We start from the raw sequence: 17,176 nt of genomic DNA, 5'->3' as shown, positions 1-17,176 counted from the left end.
GCGTCCTCTAACCTGCCGTAGTACTCGCCCGGTTCTCCTCGATCAGCATGTCCGGGCGTCCCGTCACCAACAGCCAGGCGGGCAGGGCCGCGACGCACAGGACGGGCAGCAGTTCGAGGTCCATCACCACCACGGCCGCCGTGAACAGGCTCAGCCAGCCCTGCCGGGTCGTGGCGAGCAGGACGCCGAGGATGGCGCAGGTGATGGCCAGGGCGGGCGGGACCGCGTCGACGAGGGCATGCGCGAACATGCCGAGGGCCACGCCCACGAAGACCGCCGGGAAGATCCGCCCGCCCCGGAATCCGCAGGTCGCGGCCACGCAGAGCGCGAGCAGTTTGACCAGGGCGAGCAGGAGCAGGTTGCCCGCGTCGTGGTCCGAGGCGTGCGCGGTCAGCTCCTTCATCTCGTCCAGGCCCTTGAAGAGGGTCAGCCGGCCGCCGAGCGCGCCAAGGGCCCCGAGCACGAGACCGCCCACGGTCAGCATCAGTACGGGGTGCCCGAGCCGGTGGAAGGCGCGGTGGAGATGGGGGAAGGCGTACACGGCGCACAGCCCGATCGCGGCCGCCCCCGTGCTGATGACCGTCGCGGAGAGTATGTCGACCCAGCGCGGCCCGCCGTAGGCCTCGACGTCGATCTGGAACGTCGGGTGCGCGATGAGGACGGTGGTCAGTGCCCCCGCACCCGCCGCGACGAGCGGCGCGAACAGCCGGTCCCACAGGGGGCGCGGGTCGGGGCCCGGAGCCGTGACGGTCTCGGAGAGCACGAGCGCCGCCGCGACCGGCGTACCGAAGAGGGCGCCGATGGTCCCCGCGGCGGCGAGGGCGATCCAGTCGGCGGCGGGAGTGCGGGGCATGGCCTTCGCGCCGAGCGCGAAGGCGAGGGCGATGTTGATCGCCGTGATCGGGTTCTCCGGGCCGAGACTGACGCCGCCCGCGAGGCCCACGATGACGGCGAGCGCGATGCCGGGGAGCACCCGGACGGGCAGCGGCGGATCGACAAGGCCGAGCGTCGCGGGATCGGGCCCGGCGCGCCCGGGGACCTTCCACACGATCAGACCGACGACGAGCCCCGCCGCGGTGAGCACGCCGAAGATCCACCCCGTCGACGTCCCGGACACCCCGACCGCGTCCGGCAACGTGTCCCACAGCAGATCCTGCAACCGCTCGGCGACCAGGCTGAGCAGCAGCAGGATCAGGCTTGACCCGACACCGATGAGCAGGGCGGGCACGACGAGCGGGAGCAGGGCGCGGGCCTGCGGTGTCATGGGCCCCTCCGGGGCCACCTCTGCCTCGCGTCCGGTCAGGGGGCGGCGGGAGGAGGCGTGGGACCGGTACCACCGGGGTTGTAGCCACCGGCACCTGCACCGGAGCCGCCGGAGCCGCCGGAAGGCTCCGAGCCACCGGAGCCACCCGCGCCACCGGATCCCTCGGCGAACGGACCGGGGCCGCTGGAGGTGGGCCGGGGTCCCCAGCCGCCCGCCGCCGCCGTGTCGCCCGGCGGAACACCACGGTCACGGTGACGGTCAGGGTGGTCCGTGCAGAGCGCCCAGATGACGAAGATGCCGATGGCGATCGAGATCAACGCCCAGACCGGCTGGTACGGCAGCCACAGGAACTGCAGGACCACGGCCAGCGACGCGAGCGCGATACCGCTCGCCCGGCCCCAGGCCGCGCCCTTGAGAATGCCGTAGCCGGTGATCGCGACGAGGATGCCGAGGATCAGGTGCAGCCAGCCCCACGCGGTGAGGTTGAGCTTGTAGACGTAGTCCCCGATGCGCGCGTAGACATCGTCCTTCGCGATGCCCGCGATGCCTTCGAGGATGCCGAGGATGCCGTTGACCAGCATCAGGACACCCGCGAACATCGTGCCGCCGGATGCCCAGAGACTCTCGCCCCCCGATGCGTCGCTCGTGCCGCCGCTACTGCTGCTGCCGCTGTCACCGCTGCTGCTCATGGGCACCCCTTCTCTTCTTCTCTTCTTCTGTTCTTCGCTGTGTTTCTCTGCCGACAGGAATTCACAGCGTGTGACAGGTGCCCGGGGTGCGCGAGCGGAATTGGGCCGAATGGGGATGACGTCGCCCGCGGCGCCCGGAATCACTGGCGCGCGTCGGCGACAGCCCGGGTGATCTCCGCCGCCATCCGCCGGATGCCGGGCGAACGGGTCGGGCAGGGGCGGGACTTGGCGGTGGTGGGCGCCAGGCAGAAGTGCAGGTAGTCGTCGCCGCGATGCAGGGCGGTGCGGCCACGGCCCGGCTCGGTGCAGTACGCGGGATGGTTCCGTTCGTACGTGGTGCACGGCAGCTTCTCGACCCAGGTGTGCCGGCCCGACGCAGGGGCGACCGCGCGGCCCGCGTCGGCGACGATCCCGCCCGACGTCCGGGCCTGGGTCTCGTAGATGCCGTTGACGCGCCGGACGCGATCGGGCGTGATCGGGTCGGGCCCCTGCAGCACCCACACGACACGCGTACGGCCCGCCCCGCCGGCGGCGTCGTTGATCTGCGAGGTCAGCGCCTTCGCGTCGGCGGCGTACCGGTCGAAGTACTTCGCCCGCGCCTTGTCGTACGTGATGCCGTCCATGCACGGCGTATAGCCCCAGGCGTTGCCCCAGAACTGGAGCACCACGACATCCGGCCGCTGCGCACGCACCAGCGCGGCGGCCTTGTCCTCGTCCGGTACGAGGGAGTCGTCGCCGGTGCCGTCGAGGTAGTCGCAGAGGGTGGTGCCGGAGTAGGGGGCGCTGGTGTAGCGGGCGCCGAGTTCGGCGCGGAGCAGGTCGCCGAGGGCGGTCTGGTTCTCCATTGCGAGAGAGTCCCCCAGGTAGAGGACCTTTGGGGCTTTTGTCCGAGACTTTTCCGCAACGCGGGGGCGGACCGTTGGTGGGCGGGGTGGGGGTGGGGTGGTGTCGGGTGTGGGGGTCTTTGGGGTGGGGGCCGGGGTCGCCTCGGATGGGCCGGGGTCACCGCACGCACCGAGGAGCAGCGCGGCGGCCAGCACTCCACCGACCCACGACCTGCGCATACGCCAACTCCCGTCCGGGCGACCGAAAGAGGCCCCAAGAGGCCCACGAGCGGCCCCAAGGCAAGCACAGACGCACGCGCGTGAGAAGACACCGGGGAGCGCTTCCGGCCTCGCACTACCTCGCGTTACCTCGGACGTAATCGCCCTGCACCTGGCTGTCCGGCAAGCTCACGTCGCAGAAGGAACAACCCCGATGACCGCATCGCAGGAGGCACCCGCCATGACCGCACACGACTCTTCCGCGTACGAGACCGCTGTCGCCCGCTACTTCGAGGCCTGGAACACCGAGGGCGCCGAGGACCTCGCCAAGGCCGTGGCCGCCGCCTGGGCCGAGGACGGCACTTACACGGACCCGCTGTCCGACGTCGCCGGGTACGAGTCCCTCGCCGCCGTGATCGCGGGGGCCCACGAGCAGTTCCCGGGGTTCCAGTTCAAGCAGATCGGCGCGGTCGACGGTCACCACGGCATCGCGCGCTTCGGGTGGGAACTGGTGTCGGTCGCCGACGGCTCCGCGCCCGTCGCCGGTTTCGACGTCATCGCGCTCGCCGACGACGGGCGTATCCGCAGGGTGTACGGATTCCTGGACCGCGTGCCGACTGCCTGATCGGGCGGTCCGGGCCGGGCGGCCTGATCGGGCGGCCCGGTCAGGCAGTCAGAGCCGGGCGGCCCGGTCGGGCGGTCGGAGTTGAGCGGCTTCGCCGCTGCTGGTCAGCGCGCCACGTACTGCGTCAGGATCGCCTGCACCTCGTAGATGTCGACGCCCTTGGTGAAGGTCTTCTGGATCGGCTCCTGGGCGCTGGAGATCCAGATCTTGAGCTCGGCGTCGAGGTCGAAGTGCCCGGCGGTCTCCACCGAGAAGTGGGAGATGCTGCGGTACGGAATGGAGTGGTACTCGACCTTCTTGCCGGTTATCCCCTGCTTGTCGATGAGGATGAGACGGCGGTCGGTGAAGATCATGGTGTCGCGGATCAGCAGAAACGCGGCCTGCACCTGTTCGCCGTGACCCAACAGGCGCGCGTAGTCCTGCTGTGCGGTCGCCGGATTGATCGTGTGCGCGTTGCCGAACAGTGCCATGAGAGACCCCCATTTGTGGAGGCCGGTCCAGTTCGACTGGAACTCGACCGACCTCTACCGAACTCGATCAAGCTGACTGACCGAGCTGACTGACAAGAGCTTCCGACTGTAACGCGCGGCCCGCGGGCGTGAGGGTGTGAGATCTGGCGTAGAGGGGCTGGTTGGGCCGCAGGGCGGTGAGCCTCCGCGCGGGGGAGTCCGCTTCCGCGTCAGAGCGCGGCCATCGTCGCCGCGAGCGCTGTGGCCTGGCGGTGTCCCGCGCGGGCCGCGTCCGGGCGGCGGGCATCGGCGGTCATGTCGCGGCCCATGGTGCGGCGGGCGGCTGGCTCCGGGGTCAGGAGGGTGACCTCGGCTCCCTCCGCGGCGAGTTCGGCCGCCTGCTGCTGTGCGCTGGGGTGGGGTCCGACGGCGGACGGGATCGGGGAGACGGCCAGCACCCGCCCGTAGCCGCGGGCCAGGTGGATGTTGGTGGTGGAGCGAGAGCCGCCGTCGATCCACCGGCGACCGGCGAGCGTGATCGGCGGCCAGACCATGGGCACCGCGCAACTGGCGGCGACGGCTTCGAGGAGGGTGACGTCCGAGTCCGCGTCGAACGTCTCCACACCGCCGGTCAGGGCGTCGACCGAGGCGATCCGCATGGCCCGCCCGGGCCAGTCCCGCTGCCTGTGGAGCAGGCCTCGCAAGGCGTCGAACACCTCGGACTCGGGGACGGTGCGGGCGGCGACGGCGGCACGGCCCAGGCGCCGCACGGAGCGCTCGGGGTCCCGGGAGCCGAGGGCCGCCCAGAGGAAACGGAGTGTCTGAGACGCGCTCACGTTCAGCTCGATGCGGTCCGTTCCCGCGAGCTGCTGCTCGTACAGCTCGCGCGGTGGTTCGCCGCCCGCGATCCGGGAGCCGTATATCGAGCCTGCCGATGTGCCGATGGTGACGTCGGCCCGGCCGAGGTCGATTCCGGCGTCCGTGAGACCGGCCAGTACCCCGGTCATCCACGCTCCACCGACCGGCCCGCCGCCACCGAGCACCAGCGCTGTTCCGAGTGCTGTCCCGCTCATGCCACGCCCTTCCTGCTTTCCGTTTCCCGTGTCCATTTCCCCATCCGTAAGTGGGGAGCACTCCCCACTTACGGATGCGACGATAGCATCACTACCGGGGAGCGCTCCCCACTTGGGGTGCTCGGCAGGTGGACTGATGGCAGCTGGATAGCTGGCTGGCTGGCTGGCTGGCTGGATGGATAGCTGGATGGCTGGCTGGATGGATGGCAGGGAGAGTGATGACGACCGGCGACTCACACCGCGCGACGCCTCCGCGGCGCCGCGACGCGCGGCGCAACTGGGATCTTCTGGTGGAGGCGGCCCGCGAGGTGTTCGCGGAGCAGGGGCTCGAAGCGCCGCTGGACGTGATCGCCCGCCGGGCAGGCGTGGGGAACGCGACGCTCTACCGGAACTTCCCCACCCGCGCCGCCCTCATCGACGCCGTCTTCCACGACCTGCTGACCGGCACGATGGCCGCCGGTGAGCGGGCCAGGACCGCCCCGGACGCCTGGGCCGCGCTGAACGACTACGTGAGGGCCGTCTTCGTCACCCTGGCCGGCGACCGCGGCACCAACGACCTCATGACCACCCACCTGGAGGGCATCGAAGCGCTCCAGGCCGTCCACGCCCACAACCGCGAGACGATGGACATCTTGCTGAACAGGGCCCGCGAGCAGGGCACGGTCCGCGCCGACGCCACCACCGAGGACGTGCTGTTCGCACTCGCGGCCTTGGGCCGGGCCATCCCGGCACTCACCGCCGCGACCGCCGCGACCGCCGCGACCGCGCCCGACGCCTGGCACCGGCCCCTGGCCCTGTTCCTCGACGGTCTGCGCGCGTCCCCGGCCACGCCGACACTCCCCGCCCCGGCCCTCACACCCGCCCAACTCGGCGACGTGCTCATGGAATTGGGGCCGCACCGGACGACCGGAAACGTCAGCGCCTGACGTCGAAGGTGGCGGCGCGCGGCACGAACGCCGTGCCCCCGTCCTTGGCCGTCGCCCGCGCCGAGACGTACCAGGTGCCCTGGTCCAGCCCCGCCGCCTCCTTCTCCGTGACCTTCAGCGTGTAGGTGCAGCGGGACGTCCCGTCCGAGGTGCCGCGGCACGTGGCGCTCTCCACGCTCCGGAGCTCCGCCTCGGTCGGGTCCAGCTTCGAACTCGCGGGCCACGCGAGGACCTTGAGGCCCCGGACGCCCGAGTCGTCGCGTACGTCCGTGGTGAAGGTGAGCGAGCCCGCGCCGCCGCCGTCGGACGACGACCGGGCGACGTAACGGGCCGAGCTGTTCTCCAGGGTCGGCTCCGTCGGGGCCGGGTCCGCCGCCATGGCGATTCCACCGGCGGCGATCGCGCCGACGACGACAGCACCGACGAGCGACGGGACAACAATGCGCTTGGACATGGGAGTACCCCTTGAATCAGTAGTGGGAGGCGTCTCTCGACGTGATCGAGGCTATGGCGCGACGCGGGGCGCCGACCTCGGGCTGACGGACGATTGCCGTCTCGAACCAGAGGTAGAGGAGGCGCCCTGGCCGTACGCCGGCCGGGGCGCGTCGCCCGCACCTATAACCCAGGTAGGAGGGGCACCGGGCGAGATAGGCCTCAAGCCGGAGCCGATCCGCTCACCTTCGGTCATAGCCTTGATCTGTCATGAATCGAACCGACGACCGGCTGCTCCCGGTCCTGCTGATCTGCGCCCAGGCCGTGGTGTGGCCCGGTGTGCCGCTGGTGCGCGGGGCCGTTCCTCCCGGGGCCGCGCTTCTCGTGGCGGCCCTGGTCGCCGCAGTGGTGACGGCCGCGCTCGCCCTTCGCCGTACGCGCCCGGTGCTCACCCTCGTCGTGGTCGCCGCCGCCTGTGCGCTGGGCGCCGGGCCGCTGCCCGCCGGGGCGACGGCGCTGCTCGGGACCGCGGGGGTCGCCCTCGCCCTGTTCACCGTGGCCACCGAACGCGACACCTTCACCGCCGTGATGTGCGTGGTGGCGCTCGCGGTCTGGCAGCTGCTTCAGGGCATCACGCTGCACGGCCTCAGTGAGCAGAACGGACTCGACCTCGTCCTGACCGCTCTCCTCTACGCCGCCGCGTGCGGCGCCGGCCTCCTCGTACGGCAAAGGAGCCGCGCACGGCAGGCGGCCGAAGCGCGGCTGAAGCGGGCCGAGGCCGAACGGCATCGCCTCCCCGTGGTCGAACGGCGCCGTATGGAGCGGGAGTTGCACGACGTCAGCGCCCATCACCTGACGGCCGTGGTGGTCACAGTGGGGGCCGCCGTCGGGCTGCGCGACCGCCGACCCGAACTGGCCGCGGAGGCAGCGCGGTTCGCGGTCGAGACCGGCCGCGAGGTCACCCGGGCGCTGAGCGCGGTGCGGGCCCCCGCGCCCTCCCGCGAGGAACTGCCGTCGCCGCAGGAGCGGCTGCGCGGCCTGGTCGCGGGCTTCCGCCGCCTCGACCAGCGGGTGGACATCGAGATCGACCCGCTGCCGGACGGCGCGGTCGCCGACGCGGCGTACGGCATCGTGCGCGAGGCGCTGACCAACGTGGCGCGGCACGCTCCCGGTGCGTACACGAAGGTGCTGTGCCGGTACGGCGACACCCGCACGGACGTCGTGGTGACAAGCTCCGCACCGCAGGCCGACTCGGCGGACCGGGCCCGCGCTCACGGTGCGGCGGGCCTGGGCGGCGGACGCGGCCAGGGGTTCCTGCGGTCCCGGGCGCGGGAGGCGGGCGGCACCCTGCACAGCGGCCCGACGGAGGAAGGCGGTTGGGAGGTACGGGCGGTCCTGCCCGGCCGTACGGCTGCCCCGGTGGAGCCGCCCGCGACATGGAACTACCGCCTCGCACAACTGACGGCGGCAGCCGGCCTCGTCCTGCAACCGCTGCTCCCGGCACTGGTGATCAGGGCGGATACGGCGTCGAACGCCCAGCGCGTGTCCGCGGGCGTGCTCTTCGCGCTCCTCGCCGCCGCACAGGCGGTCGCGCTGCTGTGGCTGCGCCGGGCGCCCCGCGCCGCTCAGATCGGCCTGCTCGCGCTCGCCCCGCTGTGGCCGGTGGCGATGGCGGCGGGCGACTACACCGGTCCCGCGGTCCTGCCGCCCGCCCTGAGCATGCTCGCCACCTGCGCGGCGCTCGCCGCGGACGCGGCACGTCGTACGCCCCCTGCCGAGAGCCGCGCGCTCGCCCGGGTCCTCACGCTCGCCGCCGTGGTGGTCCATGCGGGGGCGGCCACCGCCGCAGTCCTCGACCGGGGTACTACGGCACCCACATGGGCGCTCGCCGCGTGCGCGACGGCCGGCGCGACCATGGCGGTCGGAGCGGCCCGCGGGGGCGGGACGCTGGCGCGCCGACGCGACTCGGCCGCCAGGGACACCCAGGAGGAACGCCTCGCCACCTGGACCGAGGAGGCCGTCCGGGACGCGTGGGCCGAGCGCCGCCGGATCGCCGCGGGCCTGGAGACCACGGTCCTGGCGCGCACCGCGGACATGGTCACGGAGGCGGAGGCGGGCAGGCTCGACGGGACGGCCGAACGGGCCCGCGACGCCTTGGCGGCGATGCGCGCGTTGCTGGACACGGTCCGGGAGGGGGAAGAGGGGGAAGAGGGGGAAGCGGGGGAAGCGGTCGGGGGCGGAGCTCACCAGAGAGAAGGCGAGCTGCGGCCACAGCCCACCCTCCAGGCCCTGGACCTCCTTGCCCAGCAGGTCAGGGCGACCGGCCGTGATGTGGAGGTACGGCTGACCGACCGCGTGCCGGACCGCCTCCCCGCGGCCGTGGACCTGGCCGCCTACAACGCCGCCGAGACGCTGCTCGCGACCGGCGGCGACGGGCCCGCGGTGCTCGTACTGGACGCGGACGGGGATACGTTGACGCTGACGGCCACCGGAGTGCCCGGTTCCGCGGTACCCGTCGTACGAGAACGGCTCGCGACCCGGGTCGAGGCACTCGACGGCACCCTGACCACGACCCCGGCGGGCGCGATCAGCCTCGGGCTGCCGCTCGGGCCGCGGACCGACGAGGAAAGGGAACGATGAGCCTGAGAGTGCTGGTCGTCGACGATCAAGGCATCGTGCGGGCGGGGTTCGCCGCCGTGATCGACGCCGAGGACGACATGACGGTGGTCGGCGAGGCGGCCGACGGCGTCGACGCGGTGCGGCTCGCCTCGGACCTCGCGCCCGACGTGGTGGTCATGGACGTACGGATGCCCGAACTGGACGGCATCGCCGCGACCCGGATCATCACGGGCCGGGAGAGCGCGCCTCGGGTTCTGGTCCTGACGACGTTCGACCTCGACGCGTACGTCTTCGACGCGCTGCGCGCGGGGGCCTCTGGCTTCCTGCTCAAGGACGTGCACGCGTCCGAACTGCTGCACGGCATCCGGGTGGTGGCGGCGGGCGAGAGCGTTCTCGCCCCGTCCGCGACCCGCAGACTGATCGGCCACTACGCGTCAGGCCCTGTCACCGGAGCGGGGGCGGGACCGCACGAACTGAACACCCTGACCGGCAGCCAACGCAACGTCCTTGCCCTGCTCGCGTCCGGCCTCAACAACGCGGAGATCGCCGAGGAACTCGGCATCACGGTCGGCACGGTGAAGTCCCACGTGAACGCACTCCTGCGGAAACTCGGCCTGCGCGACCGGGTACAGGCCACGATCCTCGCGTACGACCTGGGCCTGGCCCGCCCCAACCCGCCGGGCCCCCATCTCTGACAACGGACCGCAACGATCGCCACGGAGGCTGCTCATCACCATGCCCGGCACCAACCGCCGCCCCAAGGCCGGCACCATCATCGCTCTCGCCTACCTCGCGGCCTGCGCCGTCCTGCTGGTGTGGGCCCTGGTGGTGAGCGCGGTCGACAGCTCGGACGAGTCCATGGCGGGCGTCATCCCCCTGCTCGCCACGGCTCCTGCCAGCTTCGTGCTCCTGGCGCTCCCGGACGGCACCGTGATGGTGATCGTCGCGGTCGCCGTCGGGGCGCTGGTCAACGCGGCGATCATCAACTGGTGCGCGCGTGCACTGAGCCGGGGGCGAGGGGGAGGGAGAGGGGGAAGGTAAGGGGGAAGGTGAGGGTGAGCTGAGCTGAGCCTGTGAGTGGCATGCGTGCTTACTGCTACCGCTTACTGCTTGCCGCTTACTGCTTACCGGTGCCGACCGGGTCCACGAAGACCTTGCCGTCGGCGCCGACCGGGAGGTTGAGGTCGGTCGACAGGGCCTTGGAGTGGGTCTCGTTGGGCGGGGTGACGTCGATGGCGCTGACGTACACGGGGTCCTCGCCGGTGCCGTCGTTCGTCGGGGTGTGGAGGGTGAAGCGGGTCGTCTCACCGGTGTTGAGGACGACGGCCGGGGCGGCGAGCTTGCTGCGCTCGGCGCTGAGGGGCCCGGAGGCGTCCTCGGACCTGAGGTCGACGCCGGGGAAGCCCTTGAGCGAGCAGGTGTCGCTCTTGTTCTTGAGGCTGACTATGAGGTCGCCCTCGGCCATGCCGTGCGAGGCGCTGAAGCTGAGGTTGGCGGTCTTGCAGTTGCCGGTGGTGACCTGCCCGCCACCGCTGCCCTGGCCGGACGCCGTGGTGGCCGAGTCGCCGCCGGTGTTCTTGGCGTTCTCGTCGGACGTGCTGCTGCCGGAGGCCGCGTCCGAGGACCCGTCCGAGGACCCGCCCGAGGACCCGCCCGAGGAAGAGGAAGAGGACGACCCGGACCCGGAGCCGGAACCGGCGCCGCTCGCGTCGGAGTCCTTGTCCCCCTGGCAGGCGGTGAGCGAGAGGCTCGCGGCGAGGGCCACGGCGGCGAGGGTGAGGGTCTTGGCGCGCATCGTTTCTTCCCTACGGTCGGTGCCGTCTGCGTCCGGCACGAGTGAGCGTTGCTGATCATCAAGACACGCTCGCGAGTGGAAACGTTCCGCTTGCCCGCCCCTAATACATGCCTGTTACACGCGATTGTGGGAGCGGGGGCCGGACGGTGGCGCCACCGCCGAGCGCGTACGGCTTGAGCCCGACGACGACCCTGCCGCCGAACCGCCGATCTGCCGCCCTGAAACGGGGATTCAGTCTCATGGGGGCGCTGTTTCCGTGCGCGCCGCAGCTCGCGGGGGCGCCGGTTCCAGCAGCTTTCGCCGCGGTCCTCCGTGTCCCCCGCGGCTGTTGACCGCCGGGACAGATCCGTAACAGGCTGGCCCTTGAACTCATTTGCCATCGCGTACTCGCCGCAGTCTCGCCACAGATTCACCACACGGCGGACTCACCGAGCGCTATACGTATCTACGAGCGCCTATGCGCGCCTACGCGCGGCGTATGTTGCGGAGCAGGACGTCGACCGCCGTGTGCAGAGTCGCCGCGGGCACCCCGTCGCGCAACTGTGTGGAGAGGCCGAGAAGGAAGCTGTGGACCACGGTGGTCACGCCGTCGACGTCGGCGTCGAGTTCACCCGCGGCGACACCCCGCTCCACGCAGGCCCTGATCCGCACCCGGTCCGCTTCTCGCCGGTCCGCGACGGCCGCGCGCACCCCGGCGTGCTCCTCTCCCGGTGCCCGCATCGTGCCGGACAGGGCGATGAGGCAGCCGGTGGGGTGGGACGAGTCGGCCTGCATGTCGATCGAGCCGTGCAGCAGCCCGGCCACGGCCTCCCACGGGCTGAGCGTCTCGTCCTCGATGACGGCGACGGCGCTGCCCGGCCCCTCCATGTAGTGCTCGACGACCTGCTTGAACAGCCCTTCCTTCGAGCCGAAGGCGCCGTAGAGGCTGGCGGACGAGAGTCCGGTGGCCGCTCGCAGCTGCGCCAGCGAGGTCGCTTCGTACCCCTGCTCCCAGAACAGCAGCATCGCGGCCTCCAGTACGGCCTGCATGTCGAAGGCGCGGGGACGGCCGGCGGACGGCACATGAACCTCCTGCGTCGCGCAACGGGCGTTTCGGGCGGGGAGTGCTTCCCCGGCGCCTCCCATATTGGACCAACCGCTCCACAAAGCGCCAGGAGCTCAAGGTGTGGAGGCGTCGAGGCGTCGACGGCCGTACGTGACCCTGATCACTTACGGATCATTCGATCCGGAATACCTTGACCGGCGCACCGAGCCGGGACGAGTATTCCGGCATGAACGATCCAGAATCCAAGGAAGCGGGCGCCGACGCCGGCGTCCGCCCCCCACTGAGCCGCGCGATGGTGCTGCTGCTGGCGGTGACGTGCGGCGCGGCGGTCGCGAACATCTACTACGCGCAGCCCTTGCTGCCCGTTCTCTCCAAGGCGCTCGGGGTCTCCGAGGGGGCCGGGGGCCTGGTCGTCACCGCCTCGCAGATCGGCTACGCGCTCTCGCTGGCGCTCCTTGTGCCGCTGGGCGACGTACTTGAACGGCGCCGTCTCGTGAGCGGCCTGCTCGCCCTGAGCGCCGTAGCTCTCCTCGGCGTGGCCGCCGCCCCCTCGCTGGGCGCGCTGTACGCCTCGGTCGCGCTGGTCGGGGCGACCTCCGCCGTGGCACAGATCGTGGTGCCGATGGCCGCCTCGCTCTCCGCCGACCATGAACGCGGCGCGGTGGTCGGCACGGTCATGAGCGGCCTGCTCATCGGCATCATGCTCGCGCGGACCGTCGCCGGGGCGTTGGCCGAATTCGGCAACTGGCGGCTGGTGTTCGTCTTCGCGGCGTTCGTCATGGTGGCTCTCGCGATCACGCTGCGCCTGGTTCTGCGTCCCGTACCGCCGACCGCGAAGACTCCCTATCCCCGGCTGCTGCACTCGGTGGTGACACTGGTGCGCACCGAGTCGCTGCTGCGCAGGCGCATGGGTCTCGCCGCGGTCGGCATGGGCGGCTTCACGGTCCTGTGGACCGCCTCGTCGTTCCTCCTCGCGGGCCCCACCTATGGGTACGGTCCTGCCGTCATCGGCCTGTTCGGTCTGGTCGGGGTCGTCGGGGCCGCCGCCGCGACGGTGGCAGGACGGATGGCGGACCGCGGCCGTGCCCGCCAGGTGACCACCGGCGGACTGATCGTCCTCACGGGCAGCTGGGGCGTGCTCGTCTTCGCGGGGCAGGGCGGCCCGCTCGGTCTGAGCGCGCTGATGGTCGGCATCGTGGCGCTGAACCTGGCCCAGCAGGCACTGCTGATCAGCCACCAGAGCGTCCTGTACCGCCGTGTCCCGCACGCCCGCAGCCGGGTCACCACGGCGCTCATGGTCTCCGCGTTCGCCGGCAGCACCGTCTCGTCCGCCCTGACGGCCGCGCTGTATCCGCTCGTGGGCTGGGCGGGAGTCTCCGTGCTCGGCGCGGTGATCGCGCTGATCGGTCTCGCGATCTGGGCCCTGGAGCTTCTCCGCCCGAGCCCCGCTGAACCACTCGCCGCCCCGTCGTCGAACGAAACCGCCCGCGCGCTCCGCACCTCTCCCGCAGGCACGGAGCACACCCACTCAGACGCCAAGAAGACCGCTCATGCCTGAGCCCCGAGGAAGGGCACCCACCATGACCACCAGCAAGCAGGCCACCGCCGCCCACCCGCCGCACGACCCCGCCGAAGTCGACGATTCGGGATGCCGACTGCCGCGCCTGTGGACGCGGACTCTGGGCGACCTGACCCTCACCTACGTTCCCGACGCAGGCGTCCACATGATTCCCACCCGGGTCTACCCCGCCTCAGCCGACGAGGACTGGACGGAACACGGCCCTCACATGACGGACGCGGGCCACCTGGCCATGAGCTGCGGTGCGCTGCTCGTCGAGCGCGTCGAGCGCGTCGAGCGCGTCGAGCGCGGTGGCAGGCGACTGCTCCTCGACGCGGGCCACGGCCGCATCTCGGGCGAGGACCTGGAGCACTTCCAGCACGGCTTCGACCACGTACAGAACCTTCCCGATCACCTGCGACGCCTGGGCGTCGACCCGGCCACGCTGGAGACGGTCGCCTTCACCCACCTGCACGACGACCACACCGGCTGGGCCCGTCCCGACGCCGTCGACGACCCGCGCAGCCTGTTCCCCGTCGCGCGATGGATCGTCGGAGCAGGGGAGCTTGAAGGCCTGGACCCGGCCTCAGGTCCCCGGCTCGCCGGACAGAGCGAACGGACCACGGCCGTCGCCGACGGAACGGAGATCGCCGAGGGAGTTCGTGCCTGGGCGCTGCCCGGACACACCCCCGGGCACACGGCCTGGATCCTCGACACCGGTGACGGCCGCCGGATCGTGGCCTTCGGCGACGCCATGCACTCGCCCGTCCAGATCGAGCACCCCGACTGGGAGGTCGTCCTCGATCACGACCGGGCCCGGGCCGAGCACTCACGCCGTCGACTCGTGGAGTTCCTGGCGCAGGACGGCGTGTTCGGCTTCGGAGTGCACTTCGCCGACCAGCAACTCGGCACCGTCGACGGCGGCGGGCACTGGCGCCCCTGGGAGGACAAGTAGGCCTCCTCGGTTACTGCTTGCCGGTGCCGACGGGGTCGACCGTGACGGTGGCGACGGCCTTGTCGGAGACGGGGACGTTGAGGGAGACCGGCAGGGTCTTGGAGTGGGTCTCGTTGGGCGGGGTGACGACGATGGTGGTGATGTCGAGTCCCGATCCGCCAGTGTCGTTGCGCGGGGTGTGCAGGGTGAAGCGGGTCGTCTCGCCGCCCTTGAGCGCGACGGCCGGGGCGGCGAGCTCGCTGCGCTCGGCGCTGATGCCGCCGGGGCCGGAGTCTGCCTTGAGGTCGACTCCGGGGAAGCCCTTGAGCGTGCAGGCGTCGCCACCGGTGTTCTTGATGCTGACCAAGAGGTCGCCCTCGCCCATCCCGTGCGAGGAGCTGAAGGTGAGGTTGGCCGTCTTGCAGTTGCCGGTGGTGACCTGCCCGCCACCGCTGCCCTGGCCGGAGGACTCCGTGGCGGCCGATTCGCCGCCGGTGGCCTTGTCGTTGCCGTCGGAGGACCCGGGCGAGGAGGAGGACGAAGACGAGGAGGAGGCCGAGGCCGAGGACGAGGACGAAGAGGCCCCGGAGCCGTTCCCGGAGCCACTCCCGGAGCCGCTCCCGCTCGCGGCCGAGTCCTCGTCGCCCTGGCAGGCGGTGAGCGAGAGGCTCGCGGCGAGGGCCACGGCGGCGAGGGTGAGGGTCTTGGCGCGCATCGTTTCTTCCCTACGGTCGGTGCCGTCTGCGTCCGGCACGAGCGAGCGTTACTGATCACCAGGACACACCCGCCCGGGGCGAACGTTCCGTCCGGCCGTCCCCTAATACCTGCCTGTTACACGGAAATGCCCGCCCGTTACAGAGAATCACCGCCGGACAGAGAATCGCCTCCGGTGCGGACCTGGCGGACCCGTGACCGACCGGTACGCACGCGCTCGGCGGCGGTCTCGCCGACCTCCTCGCGGACAAGCCCGGCGACGGGTCCGCCCTTGGGCAACGAGAAACCCCCGGGTCTACGACCTGGGGGCTCTGTTTCTTGCGCTGAAGCTGCTGGAGCGGGTGACGAGAATCGAACTCGCACTCTCAGCTTGGGAAGCTCGGGTGATCTAGGAGGAGTTGAGTTGCTGACCTGCGGGGGAACGCTCTAAGGGCCTCTCCACGCACCCGACTTAGTGCCTGCCGTTCCCCGCGGTTCCCCGGCCGACCTGGCACGGGTGTGAGCGGCGCGGCAGCCGACTCTTGTCGCACACTGGGCCCCGGGCTTTATCGTGCCGGCGACCTCACAGCTGGGGGCTAAGGTACGGCTGACTCTTGCCGAAGCTGTGGGTGAGGGTGGTCATCTAAGTGTTACAGCGAACGTGAAAGCCGCCAAGCCGAGCAGGGCCATAACGCAGTACCGGAATGTATTGATGGCCGATCTGAGATGTCGGTGCCGCTGCGAGTGCTGCAAGATATCAGTCCAAAGCTCTGCCGTGGCATGGCCGAGCATTGAATCTAGGGTGAGATCTCTGACCTTCCTGGAGAAGTCGCTATGGCCATCCACTGACTTGAGGGTATCTCCCCAGTTAAAAAGGAATCTGGAAGGGATCTCGGTGGAGTGCAGGACGCGAGTTGTTTTCCGCGCCGCGATGGCGTTGATGGAGCTCCAGAGACTTCGAAGGATGAGTGACAGCGTCAATACGGCCAGCGCGCAGAAAATGGCTTCTATCCAGAATGAGCGCGAGTTCTTAGTCGTTTGAAGGTGGTAATTTACCAGAATTAGCGATCCACTTGCCAAGATTGCATTTGCGCTCAGCAAGACTGAAGCTCGAACGGAGGTGGAGCTGCGTAGTCTGTCATATCTATCGATGTGCCACTTCGTCATGTCCAGCAGGTCTGAACTGGACATGAGTTCATCTAAGCTTTGTGGCGGTATCGAGGTTTTTGTGGTGCTCTTTCCGGTTTGCTGGCGATTGGCGCGAGATGCTTCAGCCATAGGTTTCCCCCTTCGCTGTTCGGCGGGTGTTGCCTTAAGCGTTCAACTCCGTTGAGGGCGTTCGACACTTCAGTCGATTAGCCTAGGGGGCACGCGTGATACGGGGGAGATCTTCAGAGAAGAGCGAGTGCATCTTTCGGGCGCGAAGAGAGGTAAAGTGGCGCGAATCTTCATAAACTACCGCAAAAGGGGAGGCGCCTACGCTGCCGCCTTGCTTGACGAGCTGCTCTCCAGTCGCTTCGGGGAGCATGAAGTTTTTCGCGCAGCCAGGTCTATAGCTCCCGGCTCAGACTATTCGGAGTCGATTCTTGAGTGTGTCGCTGGCTGTGACGTGCTCCTCGTGATCGTGGATGAGGGTTGGGCGGCTGGTTTTGGTTCTAAGGTGCATGATTCAAGCCCGAAAGTAGATTGGGTTTCTAGAGAGATCGAGGAAGCGTTCAAGAACGGGAAGATTGTTGTTCCTGTGCTCCTCTCGGGGGCCGAGCGTCTAGATGAGGCAATCCTTCCTGAAGCGGTGGCCCGCGTGGCGCGGCTCCAGTATTTGAGGTTTGACTATCGCAACATTCATCAAGACGTCAGGTTCATTTTTGAACAGCTCGCCAGGATTTGCCCTGAATTGAAGCTGGTTTGAGTCGTCGCTCGACCGGCCGGCTGAGATGGAACCTTGCTCAGCCCACCACCCAATCCCAGCTCCCATCCACCCGCGGACCCGCACCCCCGGCCCCCGGTGCCGGAGCGCCCCCGCCGGAGGCA

17 protein-coding genes and 1 pseudogene are annotated in these 17,176 nt (G+C 70.2%); 8 read left to right on the top strand and 10 right to left on the bottom strand.

What is annotated here, in order from left to right:
* Window positions 1–7: 7 nt before the first annotated feature.
* The 3 genes and pseudogenes from ACFVXC_RS07385 to ACFVXC_RS07375 form a co-directional block, all read right to left on the bottom strand.
* Entirely contained in the window at window positions 8–1,264 is a 1,257-nt protein-coding gene (locus tag ACFVXC_RS07385) for an ion channel protein (RefSeq protein WP_389902393.1), read from the bottom strand.
* Window positions 1,265–1,530: 266 nt separating this feature from the next.
* Window positions 1,531–1,863, bottom strand: a pseudogene (locus ACFVXC_RS07380) (hypothetical protein); the annotation flags it as partial.
* 230 nt (window positions 1,864–2,093) lie between these two features.
* Entirely contained in the window at window positions 2,094–3,017 is a 924-nt protein-coding gene (locus ACFVXC_RS07375) for an SGNH/GDSL hydrolase family protein (RefSeq protein WP_389902390.1), read from the bottom strand.
* 193 nt (window positions 3,018–3,210) lie between these two features.
* On the opposite strand from ACFVXC_RS07375, the gene ACFVXC_RS07370 reads away from it, so the two are divergent.
* Window positions 3,211–3,621 (top strand): nuclear transport factor 2 family protein, encoded by a 411-nt coding sequence (locus ACFVXC_RS07370; protein ID WP_389902388.1) that lies wholly within the window; start codon window positions 3,211–3,213, stop codon window positions 3,619–3,621.
* Between the two features lie 104 nt (window positions 3,622–3,725).
* Here the strand turns inward: ACFVXC_RS07370 and ACFVXC_RS07365 are convergent, their stop codons facing one another.
* Both ACFVXC_RS07365 and ACFVXC_RS07360 read right to left on the bottom strand, forming a co-directional pair.
* A complete protein-coding gene (locus ACFVXC_RS07365; protein WP_389902385.1) occupies window positions 3,726–4,091 on the bottom strand; it encodes a PH domain-containing protein in 366 nt (121 codons plus the stop codon).
* A 209-nt stretch (window positions 4,092–4,300) separates the two neighbouring features.
* Entirely contained in the window at window positions 4,301–5,143 is an 843-nt protein-coding gene (locus tag ACFVXC_RS07360; RefSeq protein ID WP_389902382.1) for a patatin-like phospholipase family protein, read from the bottom strand.
* A gap of 218 nt (window positions 5,144–5,361) precedes the next feature.
* Here ACFVXC_RS07360 and ACFVXC_RS07355 point away from each other — a divergent pair, with 218 nt between their 5' ends.
* Window positions 5,362–6,069 carry a TetR/AcrR family transcriptional regulator gene (locus ACFVXC_RS07355; protein WP_389902379.1) on the top strand — a complete coding sequence of 236 codons (708 nt, stop codon included), beginning with the start codon at window positions 5,362–5,364 and terminating at the stop codon, window positions 6,067–6,069.
* On the opposite strand, the gene ACFVXC_RS07350 is transcribed toward ACFVXC_RS07355, so the two are convergent.
* Window positions 6,059–6,523 carry a DUF5707 domain-containing protein gene (locus tag ACFVXC_RS07350; RefSeq protein ID WP_389902377.1) on the bottom strand — a complete coding sequence of 155 codons (465 nt, stop codon included), beginning with the start codon at window positions 6,521–6,523 and terminating at the stop codon, window positions 6,059–6,061. The genes ACFVXC_RS07355 and ACFVXC_RS07350 overlap by 11 nt on opposite strands.
* A 248-nt stretch (window positions 6,524–6,771) precedes the next feature.
* Here ACFVXC_RS07350 and ACFVXC_RS07345 point away from each other — a divergent pair, with 248 nt between their 5' ends.
* From ACFVXC_RS07345 to ACFVXC_RS07335, 3 genes are read left to right on the top strand one after another with little or no spacing between them, the layout of a single operon-like run.
* Window positions 6,772–9,141, top strand: a complete 2,370-nt coding sequence (locus ACFVXC_RS07345; protein WP_389902375.1) for a histidine kinase — start codon at window positions 6,772–6,774, stop codon at window positions 9,139–9,141.
* Complete coding sequence (locus ACFVXC_RS07340) at window positions 9,138–9,815, top strand: response regulator (RefSeq protein ID WP_389902373.1); 678 nt, start codon at window positions 9,138–9,140, stop codon at window positions 9,813–9,815. Before ACFVXC_RS07345 ends, ACFVXC_RS07340 begins: the two co-directional genes overlap by 4 nt.
* 40 nt (window positions 9,816–9,855) lie before the next feature.
* Complete coding sequence (locus ACFVXC_RS07335) at window positions 9,856–10,161, top strand: SCO4225 family membrane protein (RefSeq protein ID WP_389902372.1); 306 nt, start codon at window positions 9,856–9,858, stop codon at window positions 10,159–10,161.
* A 76-nt stretch (window positions 10,162–10,237) separates the two neighbouring features.
* Here ACFVXC_RS07335 and ACFVXC_RS07330 read toward each other — a convergent pair whose 3' ends face one another.
* On the bottom strand, window positions 10,238–10,915 hold the full coding sequence (locus ACFVXC_RS07330) for a DUF4232 domain-containing protein (protein WP_389902369.1): 678 nt from the start codon (window positions 10,913–10,915) through the stop codon (window positions 10,238–10,240).
* Window positions 10,916–11,380: 465 nt separating this feature from the next.
* Window positions 11,381–11,977, bottom strand: a complete 597-nt coding sequence (locus tag ACFVXC_RS07325) for a TetR/AcrR family transcriptional regulator (protein ID WP_389902367.1) — start codon at window positions 11,975–11,977, stop codon at window positions 11,381–11,383.
* A 209-nt stretch (window positions 11,978–12,186) separates the two neighbouring features.
* Here ACFVXC_RS07325 and ACFVXC_RS07320 point away from each other — a divergent pair, with 209 nt between their 5' ends.
* Window positions 12,187–13,518 (top strand): MFS transporter, encoded by a 1,332-nt coding sequence (locus ACFVXC_RS07320; RefSeq protein ID WP_389902365.1) that lies wholly within the window; start codon window positions 12,187–12,189, stop codon window positions 13,516–13,518.
* Between the two features lie 22 nt (window positions 13,519–13,540).
* Window positions 13,541–14,473 (top strand): MBL fold metallo-hydrolase, encoded by a 933-nt coding sequence (locus ACFVXC_RS07315; protein WP_389902363.1) that lies wholly within the window; start codon window positions 13,541–13,543, stop codon window positions 14,471–14,473.
* A 10-nt stretch (window positions 14,474–14,483) separates the two neighbouring features.
* Here the strand turns inward: ACFVXC_RS07315 and ACFVXC_RS07310 are convergent, their stop codons facing one another.
* Window positions 14,484–15,167, bottom strand: a complete 684-nt coding sequence (locus tag ACFVXC_RS07310) for a DUF4232 domain-containing protein (protein ID WP_389902361.1) — start codon at window positions 15,165–15,167, stop codon at window positions 14,484–14,486.
* A 617-nt stretch (window positions 15,168–15,784) separates the two neighbouring features.
* Complete coding sequence (locus ACFVXC_RS07305) at window positions 15,785–16,423, bottom strand: hypothetical protein (protein WP_389902358.1); 639 nt, start codon at window positions 16,421–16,423, stop codon at window positions 15,785–15,787.
* A 127-nt stretch (window positions 16,424–16,550) separates the two neighbouring features.
* On the opposite strand from ACFVXC_RS07305, the gene ACFVXC_RS07300 reads away from it, so the two are divergent.
* Window positions 16,551–17,054, top strand: coding sequence for a TIR domain-containing protein (locus ACFVXC_RS07300; RefSeq protein ID WP_389902355.1), 504 nt, complete (start codon window positions 16,551–16,553; stop codon window positions 17,052–17,054).
* Window positions 17,055–17,176: the final 122 nt, after the last annotated feature.

It is taken from the genome of Streptomyces sp. NPDC058257 (genome assembly GCF_042881845.1).
GTDB lineage: Bacteria > Actinomycetota > Actinomycetes > Streptomycetales > Streptomycetaceae > Streptomyces.
Note: the sequence above shows the minus strand (reverse complement) of the source record. Positions and strands in the feature narration are given on the sequence as shown.

What these genes read in the sequence shown, in the direction of transcription:
- ACFVXC_RS07340 (WP_389902373.1), top strand. Translation starts at nt 9,138, where the DNA reads ATGAGCCTGAGAGTGCTGGTCGTCGACGATCAAGGCATCGTGCGGGCG.
- ACFVXC_RS07370 (WP_389902388.1), top strand. Translation starts at nt 3,211, where the DNA reads ATGACCGCATCGCAGGAGGCACCCGCCATGACCGCACACGACTCTTCC.
- ACFVXC_RS07385 (WP_389902393.1), bottom strand. Translation starts at nt 1,264, where the DNA reads ATGACACCGCAGGCCCGCGCCCTGCTCCCGCTCGTCGTGCCCGCCCTG.
- ACFVXC_RS07355 (WP_389902379.1), top strand. Translation starts at nt 5,362, where the DNA reads ATGACGACCGGCGACTCACACCGCGCGACGCCTCCGCGGCGCCGCGAC.
- ACFVXC_RS07320 (WP_389902365.1), top strand. Translation starts at nt 12,187, where the DNA reads ATGAACGATCCAGAATCCAAGGAAGCGGGCGCCGACGCCGGCGTCCGC.
- ACFVXC_RS07310 (WP_389902361.1), bottom strand. Translation starts at nt 15,167, where the DNA reads ATGCGCGCCAAGACCCTCACCCTCGCCGCCGTGGCCCTCGCCGCGAGC.
- ACFVXC_RS07375 (WP_389902390.1), bottom strand. Translation starts at nt 3,017, where the DNA reads ATGCGCAGGTCGTGGGTCGGTGGAGTGCTGGCCGCCGCGCTGCTCCTC.
- ACFVXC_RS07305 (WP_389902358.1), bottom strand. Translation starts at nt 16,423, where the DNA reads ATGGCTGAAGCATCTCGCGCCAATCGCCAGCAAACCGGAAAGAGCACC.
- ACFVXC_RS07335 (WP_389902372.1), top strand. Translation starts at nt 9,856, where the DNA reads ATGCCCGGCACCAACCGCCGCCCCAAGGCCGGCACCATCATCGCTCTC.
- ACFVXC_RS07315 (WP_389902363.1), top strand. Translation starts at nt 13,541, where the DNA reads ATGACCACCAGCAAGCAGGCCACCGCCGCCCACCCGCCGCACGACCCC.
- ACFVXC_RS07350 (WP_389902377.1), bottom strand. Translation starts at nt 6,523, where the DNA reads ATGTCCAAGCGCATTGTTGTCCCGTCGCTCGTCGGTGCTGTCGTCGTC.
- ACFVXC_RS07345 (WP_389902375.1), top strand. Translation starts at nt 6,772, where the DNA reads ATGAATCGAACCGACGACCGGCTGCTCCCGGTCCTGCTGATCTGCGCC.
- ACFVXC_RS07365 (WP_389902385.1), bottom strand. Translation starts at nt 4,091, where the DNA reads ATGGCACTGTTCGGCAACGCGCACACGATCAATCCGGCGACCGCACAG.
- ACFVXC_RS07330 (WP_389902369.1), bottom strand. Translation starts at nt 10,915, where the DNA reads ATGCGCGCCAAGACCCTCACCCTCGCCGCCGTGGCCCTCGCCGCGAGC.
- ACFVXC_RS07360 (WP_389902382.1), bottom strand. Translation starts at nt 5,143, where the DNA reads ATGAGCGGGACAGCACTCGGAACAGCGCTGGTGCTCGGTGGCGGCGGG.